13 protein-coding genes and 1 pseudogene are annotated in these 14,621 nt (G+C 47.6%); all 14 read right to left on the minus strand.

The window, feature by feature from the left end; translation table 11 throughout:
- Positions 1-309 precede the first annotated feature (309 nt).
- Positions 310-1,683 carry an extracellular solute-binding protein gene (locus tag LBW89_RS25595; RefSeq protein ID WP_225040781.1) on the minus strand — a complete coding sequence of 458 codons (1,374 nt, stop codon included), beginning with the start codon at positions 1,681-1,683 and terminating at the stop codon, positions 310-312.
- Positions 1,684-2,271: 588 nt separating this feature from the next.
- A complete protein-coding gene (locus LBW89_RS25600; RefSeq protein WP_225040782.1) occupies positions 2,272-2,763 on the minus strand; it encodes a PTS glucose transporter subunit IIA in 492 nt (163 codons plus the stop codon).
- A 17-nt stretch (positions 2,764-2,780) separates the two neighbouring features.
- Positions 2,781-4,661, minus strand: a complete 1,881-nt coding sequence (locus LBW89_RS25605; protein ID WP_225040783.1) for an FAD-dependent oxidoreductase — start codon at positions 4,659-4,661, stop codon at positions 2,781-2,783.
- A 2-nt stretch (positions 4,662-4,663) separates the two neighbouring features.
- The gene (locus LBW89_RS25610; protein WP_225040784.1) at positions 4,664-6,118 is read right to left on the minus strand and encodes a 6-phospho-beta-glucosidase; all 1,455 of its coding nucleotides are present in this window, start codon (positions 6,116-6,118) and stop codon (positions 4,664-4,666) included.
- 13 nt (positions 6,119-6,131) lie between these two features.
- The gene (locus LBW89_RS25615) at positions 6,132-7,166 is read right to left on the minus strand and encodes a LacI family DNA-binding transcriptional regulator (RefSeq protein ID WP_225040785.1); all 1,035 of its coding nucleotides are present in this window, start codon (positions 7,164-7,166) and stop codon (positions 6,132-6,134) included.
- A gap of 125 nt (positions 7,167-7,291) precedes the next feature.
- The gene (locus LBW89_RS25620) at positions 7,292-8,689 is read right to left on the minus strand and encodes a PTS transporter subunit EIIC (protein WP_225040786.1); all 1,398 of its coding nucleotides are present in this window, start codon (positions 8,687-8,689) and stop codon (positions 7,292-7,294) included.
- Positions 8,690-8,978: 289 nt separating this feature from the next.
- Positions 8,979-9,773 (minus strand): SDR family NAD(P)-dependent oxidoreductase, encoded by a 795-nt coding sequence (locus LBW89_RS25625; protein WP_225040787.1) that lies wholly within the window; start codon positions 9,771-9,773, stop codon positions 8,979-8,981.
- 74 nt (positions 9,774-9,847) lie between these two features.
- Positions 9,848-10,324: pseudogene (locus LBW89_RS25630) on the minus strand (helix-turn-helix domain-containing protein); the annotation flags it as partial.
- A gap of 136 nt (positions 10,325-10,460) precedes the next feature.
- The gene (locus tag LBW89_RS25635) at positions 10,461-11,096 is read right to left on the minus strand and encodes a LysE family translocator (RefSeq protein ID WP_225040788.1); all 636 of its coding nucleotides are present in this window, start codon (positions 11,094-11,096) and stop codon (positions 10,461-10,463) included.
- A gap of 24 nt (positions 11,097-11,120) precedes the next feature.
- Positions 11,121-11,720: a hypothetical protein gene (locus LBW89_RS25640; RefSeq protein WP_225040789.1), complete on the minus strand. Its 600-nt coding sequence runs from the start codon at positions 11,718-11,720 to the stop codon at positions 11,121-11,123.
- 63 nt (positions 11,721-11,783) lie between these two features.
- Positions 11,784-12,191: a TetR/AcrR family transcriptional regulator C-terminal ligand-binding domain-containing protein gene (locus LBW89_RS25645; protein ID WP_225040794.1), complete on the minus strand. Its 408-nt coding sequence runs from the start codon at positions 12,189-12,191 to the stop codon at positions 11,784-11,786.
- A 5-nt stretch (positions 12,192-12,196) separates the two neighbouring features.
- Positions 12,197-13,120, minus strand: a complete 924-nt coding sequence (locus tag LBW89_RS25650; protein WP_225040790.1) for an alpha/beta hydrolase — start codon at positions 13,118-13,120, stop codon at positions 12,197-12,199.
- Positions 13,121-13,152: 32 nt separating this feature from the next.
- Positions 13,153-14,376 (minus strand): CynX/NimT family MFS transporter, encoded by a 1,224-nt coding sequence (locus LBW89_RS25655; RefSeq protein ID WP_225040791.1) that lies wholly within the window; start codon positions 14,374-14,376, stop codon positions 13,153-13,155.
- Positions 14,377-14,448: 72 nt separating this feature from the next.
- Positions 14,449-14,621, minus strand: a 173-nt coding sequence (locus tag LBW89_RS25660; RefSeq protein ID WP_225040795.1) for a NifU family protein, incomplete at its 5' end; no start/stop codon positions are given.

Consider the following 14,621-nt stretch of genomic DNA (forward strand, 5'->3'; position numbering starts at 1 on the left):
ATCTGGATGAATGGCTTTGACCCAGCAGTCCGCCTGCGCCTAATATTAGAAGCTCCCCGTCTACTTTATATAAGTCGCTGATTAGCCGGTCGGATGCCTCCGAAAGCTTTGCTTCCAATTCAGCCACGGTCTTCATCCGAATAAGGTCACCTCTCTTTGTTAAGTTCTGTAATTGGATCATATGTGGTATTTATTTTCACTAAGAAATTAGCATATGCCAAGTTGTCTGTCAACTGGTTCTTTTGTAGTTCATATAAAATAAAAAAAGCACTTCCTCATGGCAGTGCTTTTTAGGCTTCTTTTCGTTTTTTAAAGATTGAGACTCTTAGACGGAAGCAACACTTCAGCAAGTCCCTCTTCATCCGTTAAATAAGACATGTACTGCTTCAGACTTTCTCCGAAACGAATCTGGGTTTCCATAGAAATCGACAGATCGCGATACGTCATGTATTTCGAACTATAGTCTCGATGAAGCTCCAACCTGGACGGTTTGTTTTTAAGCTCCACTGAAAATGTTTCCGTAATATATCTGCTTGCAGGTAAACTGTATGTGTACTGTCTGATATAGGTCTGTGCCTCATCTGAAGTGAGATAATTCACAAAGCAGGCCGCCGTGTCCTTTCGGCTCGATTCGGCACTGAGAGCAATGGCTGTAGAGAGAAGGAGTGTTCTATCATTCTTAAAATGTGGCAGCGGAGCGATATCAAAGGAAAAATTCGCATTCTTCAGCTCATTCAGCATGTAATATGTGGTTAGCATGACGGAGATCTTCTGCTCCTTAAACAATTTCTCGGCTTCGAATTCACCTTGTGCCAAGGCAAGCGGAAATATTCCTTCCTCTGTCACAAGATCCCTGAGCCATCGTAATCCTTCTGTGGGCAAGCTGGTTCCGTTCTGAGCTGGACTGGAATCGATCGAAGATGGATCGTCCTCATTTTGCAACCAGAAAATGGGCCACCGATTCATGGAAAATAATTGAAAAGCGATGCTGTAGCGATGAGGCGCCTTGAGCTCCCTGAGCAGTGCCGCCAGTTCATCCCAACTCCAGCTGCTGTTTGGTTCACCCAGTCTTTTCTCCCTCAGATGCTCCTTGTTGTAACACAAAATAACAGGTGAGTAAACGAAAGGCTGTGCTGCCAGAACACCCGATTCCTTCTCAAAATAAGGTGTAAGAAAAGGGTATATCGTATCGTCTCGATCCTGGTCGGCAAACAAATCAAGGTAGTTCTTCTCTTGGAATTGGTACATATCCTGCAAGTTGATGGTTAACGCATCGATAATCCCCAGTTTGATCAGATTGGCGATATTGTCTGAATTCATATAAGGAAGCTCAATCGTTTCCACATGAATATGTGGATGTTTCTCGTGGAATCGCTTAATTAGTTCCTCCATCCCCGCTTCTTTATACAATGAGGGATATACGCCAAAACGAATGGTTTCCTTGGAAGCAGGCTTTGTTACCTGCGTGCCTACCCTGGGAATTTTAATGATCAATCCCTCTTGTACGAGCTCATCCAGTACGTATCTCACGGAGTTTTTGCTTAGTTTGTACTGTTCTGTCAGTGCCATCTCGGAAGGAAGAAATTCTCCCGGACTGTAAGCTCCGGAGTTAATTTTTTGCTTCAGATCGGCAGACATATGTCTGGTTCTGGTCTGAAAAGTATGACGATCTATTTTCGCCATTGGCCGTTCCACCTATCCTCTTCATCTTTTTATGTTCTAACTATATTTCATTGCACTTCCTGATTATTATTTTATTATACCAGATATGAACCAGTTGCACACGCTGTGAGTAAATTAATTCACTTAAAATTAAAAACTGAAATTTATATGCCTTTTTGGATATTGTGGATGAAGCAAGACTATTATTCCATTTAGGATTTATCGGATTCAAAAAAACCGCCACAGGATAGGTTCCTTTGGCGGTTAAAGATTACTTGTCGCGTTATGGGATAGGTATCACAAAGCTTTTGTGGCCAATGACCGAACACCTCGACATTTGTGTTTTGAAGGCGGGGACATTATGAGTACATGACTACGAGAATTGATCTTTGATCCTCATTAACGGGTCCCTACTACATTTTATTATGGCTTGGTGGTTGCGTTTATCTTCTCGAAGTACGGAGCAAGCTTAGTTCACAACAAAACGCCCTGGTCATTTTACGACCAGGGCGTTACATTTCCATTCAAGCCGGGCTGCAAGGTTGGCGTCAAACTTGAATTCCGGGCCTTGGCGTTTCCAAGAACCGTAACTATTCAAAATCAAATTTCTCAGCACTGAATGGTGATAACCGCTTGGGCAGGATCGCTCTGACTTGCAGCTACCTCCACCTGCTTCACACATTCCTGACCATTCGGTACAATGACAGGCGTTATTATAGGATAGCCCGCTTGCTCAATCAGGGCGATGTCGAACTCCAGCAGCAGTTCTCCCCGGGTTATCACATCCCCCGTTTTGACATGTGCCGTAAACCCCTCACCCTTCAGAGATACGGTATTCATTCCGACATGAATCAGGATTTGCGCGCCAGAAGCGTGCTCCAGCATAATCGCATGCTTGCTCTTCTCCATCAAGTGAACAACCTTGCCGTCAAACGGAGCGATGACTCTCCCCTCTGTGGGCTGGATGGCGATGCCTTCCCCCATCATTTTAGCGGCAAAAGCTTCGTCAGGCACTTGCTCCAAGGCTACCAACGTTCCGGGTACTGGAGACGGAATCTCGACCACCACCGGACCGGCTTGTTCCTTCTTCCAACCAAACACCGTTGTTTCCCCCTACCCTACAGATTTTTAGCGATGAAGTAACCTTCTCGGGTGGCATCCATCACATTTCTTGGTTTATTAGCATCGCCGATAACAAAGGTGTCCGGAACAATGCCATAGAACGAATCGATGAGCGCCGGAGTGGTTCTCATCCCCGTGGAGAGAATCACGGTATCCGCCGAAATTTGCTTCCGCTCGCCAGCTTCCTCATAAATAACCCCATCCGCGCTGATCTCTACAATTTTCACATTTAACTTGGTGTGCAGCGTTTCTTGCTTGTCCATGGCCTGCCGTAAACCAACACGATAGAGGATGTTCCCGTTCTTGGCCAGCAGATCTCCCGCTTCCATGATGATAACCTGCTTCCCATGCCGCGCCAATTCGATACCCAGCTCGCATCCCGTGGAGCCGCCGCCAACCAGCACGACCTCATTCCCGACTTCATCCATACGGGTGTAGACGTCCAATGCCCCCATCACATGGCTTTGCTCCACGCCTTTGATCGGAGGTGTAAACGGAACCGCACCCGTAGCCACAATAATGGCATCCGGGGACAACTGCTTAATCTGCTCCGGCGTTGCTTCTACGCCCAACTTCACCGTAACTCCTGATTTGCCGATCTGGGTAATTAAATAGTTCATATAGTTGTACAAATCAATCTTTAGCTCTTCATATGCCGAGTAACGCAAGGCCCCACCTAATGATTCGTGCTTCTCCAGCAAAATCACTTCATGGCCCCGCTCATCAGCAACCAAAGCAGCCTTCATCCCCGCAGGGCCGCCCCCAACGATAACAACCTTCTTCCTTTGCTTCGCCTTTGGCAACTCCAAAGGAACCATATCATAGCGGGTATAACGCGGGTTGACCGAACAGCCGACATTTTTGCGCTCCGTGGAAATATGGTAGCAGTATTGGCAGCGCAAGCAAGGGACGATATCTTCATCCCGGCCTTCCTTGGCCTTCTGCGGCCAGAACGGGTCGGCAATCAATGGGCGCCCCAGGGCAACAAAGTCCGCCTTGCCTTCCGCAATAATCGATTCGGCTTCCGCCGGACTCATGATCGCGCCCACCACAGATACGGGGATTTTAACGTTGCGCTTGACCTCGGCAGCCCACTCAACGTTAGGCATATGCTCTTTAAAGATCGTTGGAGCCATATGCACATTGCCCTCATAGTTGATATCCAGCCCCGCCGAAATATGCACCATATCCAGCTTGTCCTCAACGATTTTGATAAACTCCAGCACGTCTCTGAACTCAATGGAGCCGTCCACAACTTCGGAGGCGCTGATTCTCATGTCCACGATAAAATCATGACCCACCGCTTCGCGCACCCGATCAATAATCATTTTCGGGAATTTAATCCGGTTCTCAAAGGAACCCCCGTATTCGTCCGTCCGTTTGTTAAACAGCGGCGACAGGAATTCGGCGGGGAGCCAGCCATGGGCAAAATGCAGCATAACGAGATCAAATCCGGTCTCCTTGGCCCGCTTGGCCGTCTCTGCCCAGTCGTTCGCGACCTCGTCCATCATTTGCTCGTCCATCGCTTTGACGATAGTGCCGTCTTCCCGCACCAGATCAACAGGGCCAATGGCATAATCGTCTACACGGGCATATTGACCCGAATGAATCAGTTCCAGCGAGGCCTTTGCTCCCGCCTGATGGGCGACAATTACTCGATTTCTCGTGGCTTCCATTTGATATTTGTCGAAGGCATAGGGCTCGTCCGGCCGGGAATAGCTTGCTCTCTTGCGGCTGACGTTAACGCTGCCCGTAATAATGACCCCGGCTCCGCCGATCGCTTTATCATGATAAGGTCCTGCAGGCGTGGCAATAATCCGGTTATTGAATACGGTATTTTTGATGCGAATCGGCTTGAATAGATTTGGAAATTTCATCCTTATCCCTCCTCTGTCTGCTCTTCTTGAGGCTCGTCCAACATCGCGCCGTTTGATGCAATCACGTTTTTGTACCAGTAAAAAGATTTCTTGCGCTCCCGGTTCAGCGTTCCCTGTCCTTGATCGTCACGATCCACGTAAATCAGGCCGTAGCGTTTCTTCATTTCTCCGGTCGAGGCGCTGACCAAATCGATGCAGCCCCAGACGGTGTAGCCCATGACATCTACTCCATCCAACACAACCGCGTCTATCATATGAGCAATATGCTTCCTCAAGTAATCGATTCGATAATCATCCTGGACCATTTCGCCTTCGCGCTTCTCATCGACGGCCCCTAGGCCGTTCTCAACAACAAAAATCGGCAACTGATAACGATCATACAAATCATTCAAAGCGATTCGCAGCCCCAGGCCATCGATCTGCCAATCCCAAGCACTCTTCTCCAGATACGGATTGGCAATGCCGTCCAGCATGTTGCCCTTGACCCGAATTTTCCGGTTGGGGTTGGCGCTGGTAACCAGGGACATATAATAGCTGATGCCTATATAATCAACGGTCCCTTGCATTAAGTCTTGTTTGTCCTGTGGTGTAATATCCAGCGAGATTTGACGTCGTTCCAGAAATTTTATAGCTTTCGGGGTGTAATACCCCCGGACTTGGATATCGGAGAAATAATAATGGAGATCCATATTATGCATGTTCTCCAGGTTGTCTTCCGGGGAGCAAGTCTCCGCATAGGATAACGGATACAGCATCATCATGCCGATCTTGAAGTCAGGATTAATCTCGCGACCCAACCGAACAGCTCTTGCACTGGCAACCATCTGATAATGTGCCGCTTGATACATCAACTGCTCGGGGTGCTCCGCCTGCTCGATACGAATTCCCGCAGCAATGACTGGATTTAGGGTAATCACATTAATCTCGTTAAAGGTCATCCAGTATTTCACCTTCGTACGATATCTCCGGAACAGCACCTCACACAAACGTACATAAAAATCGATCATGTTGCGGGATGTCCAGGAGCCGTATTTCTCGACCAAATAAAGCGGGGTTTCATAATGAGAAATCGTAACGACCGGCTCAATACCATATTTCAAGCATTCATCAAACAGGCGGTCATAGAAGGCTAGTCCTTCCTCGTTCGGCTCCATCTCGTCCCCTTGCGGGAAGATTCTCGTCCAATGAATGCTGGTCCGGAAGCATTTGAAGCCCATTTCGGCAAACAAGGCAATATCCTCCGGATAACGATGATAAAAATCAATAGCTTCGTGATTGGGATAATACACGTCTTCCAGGACGCCGTCCGTATATACTCTCTTCTGCCCGTGCTTACCTGCAGTAGCGACATCTGCGGTGCTAATCCCTTTGCCTCCTACATTCCATGCTCCTTCGGATTGGTTAGCCGATACGGCCCCTCCCCATAAGAAATCCTCAGGCAACTTCTCTGTCGACATACGGTTCCTCTCCTTACTCTCTACTTTTCACCGAGCTTCTTTCTATAATTTCCGAATGGAAAATAGCGCTCTGCTGCAGCTTCTGGACCAAATCGGCCTTAACTTTATTCCCCTCCATCATGGCGATTAAGGATTTGGCCACCCTACGCATAATTTGCTGCTGATGCAGGTCCACCGTCGTAATCGGCGGGGTGACCATTCTGGAGATTGGATAGTTATTGTAGCCTACGATTGATACGTCATCCGGCACAGAGATCCCTCTCTCAAGCAGCTTCTGCAAGCCTCCTACAGCAAGATCATCCGTAGCGTAAAATATTCCGTCAACCCGACCGGATTCAATGTGTTCCACAATGCTCTCCGTAATGCCGTAGCCGTGGTCATAATCGCTGCCGCGCGCTTCGAATACAAGCTCTTTATCCAGCTCTAATTGATATTTCTTCAACGTTCTCAAGTACCCTTTATACCGATAATTCGAGCCAATGGATGTCCGGCTTCCCCTGACGAAAGCAATCTTGCGATGTCCCTTGGCAATAAGATACTCGGTGATATCTTCCCCGACACGCTTATAATCGAGGGGGACATTGATCACATGTTCATTTGTAATCAGCTTGGCGGCCCGGCCCAGCACAAACACCGGCATATTCTTATTGGCATAAAGATTAATAAATTCCTCAGAGATAAATTTGGACATACAGATGACCGCGTCCGCCCGATTCTCGGAAATAAACCGCTCAGCCGTTCCTTTATGCTTGTCATTCGCTGTAATAATGACCAAATCGATTTGCTTCGCAATCAACTCCTGCTGGATGACCTGCAAGGAGTCGGTAAAATAGGAACGGGTCGGGTTATCCGTAATCAGCAGCACGATATTGGTCTTCTGCCGCTGCAAATCAATCGCCGAGCCGTTCTTGATATAGTTAAGCTGCTTGGCAGCTTCTCTCACTTTGATCTTGGTCTTCTCGCCAATTTCCGGACTGTCGTTCAAAGCCATAGAAACCGCCGAAACTGAAATATCGAGTAATTTTGCAATATCCTTAATCGTTGCCATGTTGTCTCACACCTCGCGCCTATTGTTCTGTTTTTCTTTATATTATAGAGTACGCTCAAGGGATTTGCAGTTTCGGTTGCTCTATGGCTTCTGCTTGGCTAGTAGCGTGGCGAACGGTTGGAAGCCTACGACTTCTGCTTCTTGAACTGAATGTTTTGTTTGCTTAATAGAATCGTAGCAAAGAAGGAAACAGCCAAAGTTATCCCCACTGCGATGAAATAGGTCGTTGCCGTTGGCGAAGACAGAAAGGCCGGCAGGCCGAACAGACCCGTGAACGCAAAGTTCGTAATATAGGACTTGGTCACACCGCAGACGATACCGCCCACCAAACCGCCCAGTGTGAGCGAGATGAAATATTTCTTGTTCTTCATGACAACCCCGTACAATCCCGGTTCAGTCACACCTGACAAGAAGTTGACGAAGGCGGAGGAACTGGCAATAGTTCTCTCTTCCTTGCTCTTGGAGATGACCATCACCGCGAGACACACTCCAAGCAGCGCGTAGTTCCCCATTCCGCCTGAACCCAGACTGTATTCCATGCCGTGTTCAGCCAGATAGGACAGTTGCAGGGGCAGCACAACCCAATGAATCCCCAGCATGATGACGTAAATGAACAGAGCGCCAAATACGGCGTTAAAAAGAATAACGTTGGAGTTCAGGAAGAACTCGTACCCATCAGCTACCAGATTCGCCAGCAGTCCGCCGACAGGGCCAAATACCATCAAAGTCAAAGGAACCATAATCAGCATGGACAAGAGCGGCACAAAGACGAATTGCAGCATCTTGGGCAGAAATCTTTTCAGCAGCTTATCCAGATGGGAGTAGGCCCAGATAGCCAAAATAATCGGAATAACCGTACTGGAAAAGTTCATCGCCGTAAACCGGATCCCCAGGAAGTCGATCACATTCCCCGTCGTCGTGATGCCCGTAATGTTCGGTTCCATCAATGCTGCGCCAATCGCTGCCCCGATGTAAGGGTTAGCCCCGAACTTCTGAGCTGCTGTGAAGGCAAGCAAGATCGGGAAAAAATAGATCAAGGCATTCCCTGCGCCAGCCAGGATTAAATAAGTGTTGCTGGTAGCCGGAAGAACACCCGATTGAGCCAAAATATCAATAAGCCCTTTAATAATCCCCGATGTCGCCAAAATAGGAATATACGGCGTAAAAATCGCGGAAATCGTTGCCAGCAGCTTATCAAACCAGGACTTCTTGCTCCCCTTGGCATTAGTAGCCGGACTTGCCGAGCTCGCCGCCGCGGCTCCTTCAGCCCCTGCGCCGCTCTCCAATTGCTGCATGATTTCAGCGTGCATCTCATTGACTGTAGGGCCGATGATGACCATCGTTTGCCCTTGAGCATCCATCACCCCAAGCACCTTCGGCAGTGCTTTGAGGGCCTCGCGATCGGCCTTGGAACTATCATGCAGTTCAAAGCGCAGTCTTGTCGCGCAATGAACCAGGCTCGAAATGTTTTGGCTCCCTCCCACGAGTTTAATGATGCTTGTTGCCGTCTCTTTGTTACTCATTTGCGTCACCCCAGTAACTTTATCATGTGCTAAAACCCGTTTACTGAAACGTTACAGTAGAAGTTCAAAAAATATTTTGAACAAACTGAAACGTTTCAGTCGTGCTCAAAAAAATAAATCCCTGCAGGTATGTGCCTAGTATAAGTGACAAAATTCGACTTGTCAATAAACCGTTTTCAAAAAAATAATGGAACTCCAGAACAAAACCATGAGCTCCTTCACTGGCATTAAGCCGGGGAAAGAACTCATGGTCTTATGAGTTAAAGAGGCTGCTCGCTTTATCCCGAAATCAGAAAAGGGTGGGTACCATTCCCCCATCCATGCGGATCGGGGATCCTTTAAAAGCAGAGGCCATCGGGCTGCAAATGAAAGCAGTTAATCGACCGATCTCCGCAGGTCTGATAAACCGCCCGATTTCGGATTGAGGCAGGTTCTTCGTCATGAAGTCCTTCTCTTTCGCTTCAAAGGTCATCTCTTCGTTTGCATACACGCTCTCAATAATCTGGCGCACGTTCTCAGAGAGGGTCGGTCCCGGCAGGATCGTGTTCACTGTAACTTCGGTGCCGCGCGTCAACTTGGACAAGCTCTTGGACAAGGACAGCAGCATCGATTTGGTTACGCCGTATTGAGGCATCTGTCCGGAAGGCATGACGGCCTCCTCACTTGCGATGAAGATAATACGGCCGTATTCGCGGCTCATCATGGAAGGCAAGTAAAACTTGCTTAAGGCGTTGGCGGCGAGAAAGTTCGTACGGAAGTACTTCTCCCATACAGCATCGTCTACGTCGTCATAGGACATGATCTCATAGATCCCCATGCTGTTGACGAGGATATCGACGTGGGAGAATTTCGCGAATAAAGCCTCCCTCTGCTGCGAATCGACGAGATCGGCGGCTGCATTTCGAGGTTCCGTTCCCGGGAATGCCGCTTGGATCTCAGCGACCGTACGCTCTACGTCATCGTTGTTACGACCATTTATGAGAACATGAACACCTTCCCTGGCAAGTTCAAAGGCAATCGCTTTTCCTATACCTCGGGTTGATCCCGTTACTAAAGCTGTCTTATTCTTTAATCCCATATCCATCTGCCTACACTCCTTGTGTCTAGGATAGGGATTATGATACCTCGTTTCGTCTCTTCGGTAACTAGCACGGAACGTCAATTCTCTTGCGCAACGCGCCAATTGGCAGGCGTCTCCCCTGTCCATAAGCGAAACGCGCGATAAAACGAATTTTGATCCTCATAGCCGACGAGAAAAGCGACCCCTTTGATCTCCAGCGCAGGGTCCGCCAAGTAAGCGACGGCCATCTCCCGCCTCGTTTTTGCCAGCAACTGCTTAAAGCTTTCGCCTTCTTCCGTCAGCCTGCGCTGCAAGGTGCGCTCGCTCATCCCGAGCTCGGCGGCTACGGTTTGGATGTTGATTTTCCCTTGAGTCAGGCATCGAGACAGGATCCACTGCACCTTAGCGCTCATGGTGAGCTGGCCCTGCCGTTCTTCCAGCGTACGATCCAAGGAAGGAGTCAGAATCTCGAGAAGTTCTTCGTTATACGACGTGAAGGGGCGGTCCAGATCTTCGCGCTTCAGCGTTAGCCGATTGCGATCCGTCCCCGTCCTTACGCGACAGCCGAAATAACTTGCGCAATCAGTTTCGTATAAAAATGCAGCACCTCAAATCCTATGCTGCCCATTTTTCCGGAAGGGAACCTTGTTCTCCGGCAAGATGCGCTGTTTAGACATTTAGTTTTATTCCACGATATCACTAAAAGACGGCTTACTGTCTTTGGAATGCGACCTTTAGGCCAAGTCCGATATAGATTGCTCCGACGAATTTGCTGCTTAGCCGGCTTACCCGGCTTAGCCATGTCTTCCGTTTAACCAGTTTTCCAAGCGCAGAAATACTTAGTACAATTGAGGTTGTATACAATGCACTTAAGATCACAAAGACGACACCAAGGATCAAAAACTGCGTGGTGACTTGACCTCGTTCGTGATGAACAAATTGAGGCAAAAACGCCAGAAAAAACAGAGCCGTCTTTGGATTAAGAACTTCTGCAACAATTGCCGAAAAGAAGGACCTTAAAGCTCCTGCCGTTTTAACCTTTGGGAGTTGCGGATCTGCTGGCTTACTCATCAATGCCCGAACTCCTAAATATAGTAAGTATACCGCTCCTACATATTTAACCATATTGAAAGCTAGAGCAGAGGTCATCAGTATAGTGGAAAGCCCGAAAGTAGCAAATAAGGTGTGAAGAAAATCCCCGATTGCGATGCCAAGCCCTGCCATAATGCCCCCTTTTCTCCCGTTTTGAACGGTACGAGTAATGGTAAGAAGAACGGCGGGTCCTGGAACTAAAAATAGAAGAATGACAACGATAACATATGCTAATAACGTTGAAAAATCCGGCATCGGGCCTCCTCCCTTCAAAAGCACTCAAAGTGAGATATTGTTGCGGCCTTGCAACCATTGTTCGAATTCTTCGGGTGTGCTCACTTTATGGTCTAATACAGCCGTATAGATATCAAAGCTTTTCACCTGTTTCCCATACTCGGCTCTCGATGCCCAGACGGTTTTGATCCGCAGGATAGAGAGAATCGCCTCTTCATGAAGACGACCGGGCAACGTCCGAATATGCCGCAGATCAGGTTGTTTCTCAGGATCATCAACGAACCATATATCCAGTGACCATTGGTTCTCGCTTTTAGATAAATAATCCAATCCAATAAAATACCCGTCCGGGTAAGCCGGATCGGTGTTCCAGCTACCGGTATCGTTCATAAATTTCATCTGCCGAATCTGGGGATTCAACATCAATTGCGAAGCAATTCGAGAGATTACAGCCATGTCCAACTTGGAACAAACGACCGTCATATCAAGGTCTCTCCAAGTCATTAAACCGAGTGCCGCACTTCCAACTTTGACCGGCATGCCGGCTGCTTTTAACAATTGGATAAGGTTCAATTCTTCCGCCACTGCAGCGGCCTCCGCTTGCAGCTGTAATTGACGAACAAGCAGATCTTCACGTTCCACCATTGGTTCACTCCCTCTTGACGCGCTCATGCCATTTGTTCCTATCGTTTTTGGCTATATGAGCATTCACGGTTTCGAAAAATGTAAAATGGCCGGCAGCACCACATGATCAACAATCTCTTCCAATTTCTGATGCGACACCCGTCCATTTTCAAGCATAAACGTATAGCGAATTTGCTCAAAAAGAATGAGTTTGGTCGCTTTAGGTGGGAGCTTTGTGATTTCTCCCCGTTGTACGGCCTGTTGAAGAACGTAATCCATAATCTTAATATTGGAATCCGTGGCTTCGGCCAACATCTGGCTTGTCCGTTCTCGCTCCTGCTGGCTAATCATCTCGGAAAACAGCATTTTAAATAATCTAAACGGTCCATTGTCGGACTCCAAAATAAAATGCTGACCCACAGATACTAAATGATCACGGAGACTGCCCCTGTCGGGAAACGAGCGGCTTTCTCTTGACCTTACAAAAGTGATTTACTTTAATTAAATTCCTTCTTAACAAAATCTATAAGCTTGGACTTCAAGGCATCACCGTGCTCTCCCCTATGATACATATCTGTTCCGTGATAACCACTCTCATCCACAATTAGCTCTTTATCCGTTGCTCCAGATGCTTGATATAATTTGCGCACTTCTTGTTCAATGGAACCTCCATAATCGCCAGGTGAAAAAACAAATAGGGATGGTGCTTTAATCTTCTCCACGCTCGGAATGGCATCAAGGGGCCCACATTGTGCAGGAGAAGAAAGAATAATCAGCCCCTCAATAGGCAGCGCCTGACGAACGCCTGCAATGATTGCTGTACTACCGCCACATGATGCTCCCGCCAAAAACACTCTTTTTGCACCCCATCGTTCGAGTTCGCTTAAGGCAGCATCTGCATCACGATCTATATTCTGATTATCCTCCGGAAAATCCTCTGAGGCACCATGATTACGATATTCAGGAATAACTACCAGATACCCGCTGTCAGCCAGTTCAGTTCCCATGTCAAGAAAAGAGCAGATGTTATAGCCTTGCTCGTGTGCAAGCAGGACTCCTTTATCTCCGCTGCCAAGCACAAGTGCAGACAGATGCACCCCATCACTGGTTGTTAAGGTAGTTGCTTTATCGCGCAGCTCCTCCGGAACACAGCTATTCACAAGATACCCGTTAGAAGACTTCACCGACTGATCCGGCCAGGCAGGATCATATTCAACCGGTTTGTTCGGGGGGATGTTCTTCACCTCGACAACTGGTGTTTCAGGTACAGCATTTTCTACAGGTTTCGTATCTTGAGGTTGATGAGATAGGGATTGATTTTCATTTGAAGATATCGGCATTGGGGTGGTGCATCCTGTAATCGTGACTACGAAGAGGAGCAACCCAAATACCATTTTTGTTCCTTTAGAAAATACGTTCATTGATTGTTCTACACCTCCAACTATTACTGAAATTATAAGTGATGATGGAGCTCACCTACAAATCGGTTTCGTGCTGAACCTATCCCAAACACAAATAGGAATACAGAAGCACTCAGTAATATCAGGAGTGGCAAGGTCCAGTTCTCCGTTATGTCATGCAAAAAACCAATGAGGGCCGGCCCGCTAGCCGCAAAGAGATATCCGATCGATTGAGCCATGCCGGATAGTTCAGCAGCCTGATGAGCATTCTCAGTACGTAAGCAAAAGAACATCATGGCCAAACCAAAGGCGAATCCTCCGCCAACTCCGAGCATGATGACCCATAACAAAAGAAGGGAAGAACTTCCGTAAAGCAGCCCGAGTATCCCCGTTATCAGCAAAGTCGCCGTGATGATCACTAACGATCGTTGGTTAGACATGCGACCAGCAATTACGGGCACAATAAAGGAAAATGGAAGAGGAGATAATTGCATGATCGAGAGATACCATCCAGATCGACTGGAGTCAATCCCCTGCCCATGTAAAATTTCAGGCAACCACGCGATAAGCACATAGAATATCATGGACTGAATGCCCATAAACATCGTTACTTGCCAAGCAAGAGAGGAACGCCAAACATTCACCTCTCTCTTCACCGTGTGCCCGCCGGAAACCGTTGTTGGCTTGGTTTGATTTCTTAACTGCGGTAACCAGCAGAGGATGGACAGAACACAGAGGATTCCCCAAATTCCCAACGCACCTTGCCATTTCAAACCTGCTCCAACTGCTAAGGGCACACTGATTCCTGAAGCGATGGCTCCGCATAAGCTCATGGAAATCGAATATACGCCTGTGATGGCGCCGATTTGATGGGGGAAATCACGTTTGATGATGCTGGGTAGTAATACATTACAAACTGCAATTGCAGCTCCAAGTATGGCTGTCCCAAGATATAAGTCTGCGGCCCCTGATAAAGAACGTATGACAATGCCAACGATTAAGAATAGAAGGGCAATCAATATGAGGAGCTCAGCTCCCAATTTCCGTCCCAATTTAGGAACTAGAGGCGATAATAAGGCAAAAGCAAGTAAGGGTACCGTCGTAATCAAACCTGCCAGAGTATTTGAAATCTGAATGTCGTCCCGTATAAAGCTCACTAAAGAACCGACTGAGGTTAACGGTGCGCGTAAATTAGCTGCAATAACAATAATCCCCAGAACCATCAGCCAGGTCGTAGCGGCTTGATTTTTTCTAACTTTCTTGATTGGATTCGGCATTTTTCCTCCTGAATGTCATCTCATGATGAAGACGTTCTCTTTCGACGATACCTTCTTATCGTTCATTGAAATTTAGTAGACTTGTACAACCTCTTTAATATCATCGATTTCCTCAAGGATTGCGCGTTCAATAGCGGCTTTTAACGTAATCGTAGCACTTGGGCAACCGTTGCAGGCTCCCAAAAATCTTAATTTGGCTACACCGTTCTCAACCTCGACCAATTCTGCGTCTCCACCGTCACGCA

Source organism: Paenibacillus sp. alder61 (assembly GCF_020179875.1).
In the GTDB taxonomy this organism is placed as follows: Bacteria; Bacillota; Bacilli; order Paenibacillales; family Paenibacillaceae; genus Fontibacillus; species Fontibacillus faecis.

Excerpts from the sequence above, each read along its gene's own strand:
- LBW89_RS25620 (WP_225040786.1), bottom strand. The coding sequence starts at position 8,689 with ATGAGTAACAAAGAGACGGCAACAAGCATCATTAAACTCGTGGGAGGG.
- LBW89_RS25655 (WP_225040791.1), bottom strand. The coding sequence starts at position 14,376 with ATGCCGAATCCAATCAAGAAAGTTAGAAAAAATCAAGCCGCTACGACC.
- LBW89_RS25635 (WP_225040788.1), bottom strand. The coding sequence starts at position 11,096 with ATGCCGGATTTTTCAACGTTATTAGCATATGTTATCGTTGTCATTCTT.
- LBW89_RS25595 (WP_225040781.1), bottom strand. The coding sequence starts at position 1,683 with ATGGCGAAAATAGATCGTCATACTTTTCAGACCAGAACCAGACATATG.
- LBW89_RS25650 (WP_225040790.1), bottom strand. The coding sequence starts at position 13,120 with ATGAACGTATTTTCTAAAGGAACAAAAATGGTATTTGGGTTGCTCCTC.
- LBW89_RS25610 (WP_225040784.1), bottom strand. The coding sequence starts at position 6,118 with ATGTCGACAGAGAAGTTGCCTGAGGATTTCTTATGGGGAGGGGCCGTA.
- LBW89_RS25640 (WP_225040789.1), bottom strand. The coding sequence starts at position 11,720 with ATGGTGGAACGTGAAGATCTGCTTGTTCGTCAATTACAGCTGCAAGCG.
- LBW89_RS25615 (WP_225040785.1), bottom strand. The coding sequence starts at position 7,166 with ATGGCAACGATTAAGGATATTGCAAAATTACTCGATATTTCAGTTTCG.
- LBW89_RS25605 (WP_225040783.1), bottom strand. The coding sequence starts at position 4,661 with ATGAAATTTCCAAATCTATTCAAGCCGATTCGCATCAAAAATACCGTA.
- LBW89_RS25625 (WP_225040787.1), bottom strand. The coding sequence starts at position 9,773 with ATGGATATGGGATTAAAGAATAAGACAGCTTTAGTAACGGGATCAACC.